Source organism: Mesorhizobium sp. M7A.F.Ca.US.014.04.1.1, from assembly GCF_003998745.1.
Classification (GTDB): domain Bacteria; phylum Pseudomonadota; class Alphaproteobacteria; order Rhizobiales; family Rhizobiaceae; genus Mesorhizobium; species Mesorhizobium ciceri.
The window spans coordinates 1-1807 of the sequence record NZ_RZRW01000843.1 but is presented as its reverse complement, the minus strand read 5'-3'; the positions used below and the strand labels follow the sequence as shown (position 1 = coordinate 1807).

3 protein-coding genes are annotated in these 1807 nt (G+C 58.8%); 2 read left to right on the top strand and 1 reads right to left on the bottom strand.

All coding sequences use genetic code 11. The annotated features are described in order from the left end of the window. The coding region (locus EOA22_RS38295; protein ID WP_206521391.1) for a hypothetical protein at nt 1-232 on the top strand (232 nt) is incomplete at its 5' end. Between the two features lie 485 nt (nt 233-717). Here the strand turns inward: EOA22_RS38295 and EOA22_RS38290 are convergent. Next, the gene (locus EOA22_RS38290; RefSeq protein ID WP_127390533.1) at nt 718-1017 is read right to left on the bottom strand and encodes a hypothetical protein; all 300 of its coding nucleotides are present in this window, start codon (nt 1015-1017) and stop codon (nt 718-720) included. 151 nt (nt 1018-1168) lie between these two features. On the opposite strand from EOA22_RS38290, the gene EOA22_RS32190 reads away from it, so the two are divergent. Beyond that, the gene (locus EOA22_RS32190) at nt 1169-1678 is read left to right on the top strand and encodes a DUF892 family protein (protein ID WP_063170790.1); all 510 of its coding nucleotides are present in this window, start codon (nt 1169-1171) and stop codon (nt 1676-1678) included. Nucleotides 1679-1807 lie beyond the last annotated feature (129 nt).

The window sequence follows — 1807 nt, the reverse complement described above, 5'->3', positions numbered from 1 at the left end:
CCCAACCAGTGCGCGCAAGCTTTGTTCCATAGCTTTGATAGCCCCAACGCTCACGCTCGGCTTTTCGATGATCACCGGTGTCGCTGCTTTGGAGGGTGCGATCTGCGTGCCTTGCCTGCGTACCGTTCTCGCCATCTTCTGGCTGATGACTGCACGTCCGCTGCCGACTCGTGGCCTTGCAGCAGGCCTGCATCGAGCGAAGCTATCTATCCCGACATTCCGGATTGTATAACCCCATCGGCCGACGACCCGTCAGACATCGCCGCATTGTTGATCTGGTCCGTCCCGAACTGAGCGACCTGAACCATCATGGCCCTGGCCTTTGCAATGAGTTCATCGTCGGGAAGAGTATGCCCGGCCTGCAGGGTAACTGTAATACACTCGCCTCCCTCGCCCCGAAATTCCACGACCGGAGCCTGGTCTCGGCTGACGACAACTCCCATCATCTGCATAAAAACCTCCTCGTCGCTTCCTGCATTGGCCAGACAAACGCAACCCAGCTCGGCTATCTAATCCTTGACATAGGCCCCAGGTTGACGCCCGCCTCTGGGCGCCTTGGCGTCTTTCGAATGCTCGGCGACCGCAGGGCCTGCTCCGGATATTTTCTCTGGGGCCGGTGAAGGTGTCGCCGGCTTTGACGGGCTCCTGCCGCTCGATTTCTCGGAGCGGTGTGATATGTTAGTTGAAGACTTGTCTGAAGAAGTCATGGCTCTTTCCCTAGCGCGAAAACCCCAATACCAACCTGCGAAACGCCGTGACGTTCCATCGTGATATGATCTCCGTTGTTGAACCTGGAGGCCTCGCTGGGGCGCACCGGCAATGGGCTGATTTTGCAAGACGAATGGCAACGGCCAAGGCGCTCGGGCAAGACACAGCCTGACACATCGCGGCGCGGGTATTGGAATGCGAGCCGACGCGAAACGCTTCATTGAGATCATCCATCACGGAACCCGCGGCAGGCAGCAGCTTCGTCATTTCTGCAGGAATGCGTTTTGCCACCGCCGACACCGCGACCATGCCCGTCGCCCGCCATTCTCTCCTGGTGCCAAGCGCCCGCTTGCAGCGCCTACCTCAAGGAGCCTGCAATACAGGCTGACTCCGCAGCTCAACCGATGAGGAACAATATCTCCCTTTGAAAGTTCTGGCCGACCCATGAAGGAGGTATGAAATGTCAGAATCACGCGAATGGCTTGTCCAATGGCTCAGGGATGCTCACGCCATGGAGGAGCAGGCCGAAACCATGTTGAATGGGCAACTGAACCGGATAGAGAACTATCCTGAGCTCAGCGAGCGGATTCGCCAGCACATCCAGGAGACCAGACAGCAGGCTGCTCGGCTGGAAACCTGTCTTGACCGCATCGGACAAGGATCTTCCACACTGAAGGATGCCGGCGGCAAGCTGACGGCAATGACGCAGTCGCTCAGTGGGGTGTTCGCCGGGGACGAAGTGATGAAGGGATCGCTTGCAAGCTACACGTTCGAGCACATGGAAATCGCCTCCTACACAATCCTGATCGCCGCCGCCAAATCGCTAGGCGAAGCAGAGGTCGCCCAGCTCTGCGAAGAGAATCTGCGTGAGGAAGTTGCGATGGCGGACTGGTTGAAAAGCCATATTCCAGCGACAGCCGAGCAGTTCCTCGCGCGGGCCGACTCGGAGAGTGACAACGCCAAGCGCTGATCTACGATCGTGGCTCGCAGGCGATAGTGAGCGCCGGTCAGCGCAGCGTACGGGCCCACGCTGACCGCCGTGGCGCGGGCCCACATAGCAACTACCTTGACCAGGTAGTATTCGTATCGGTCTTGGGGG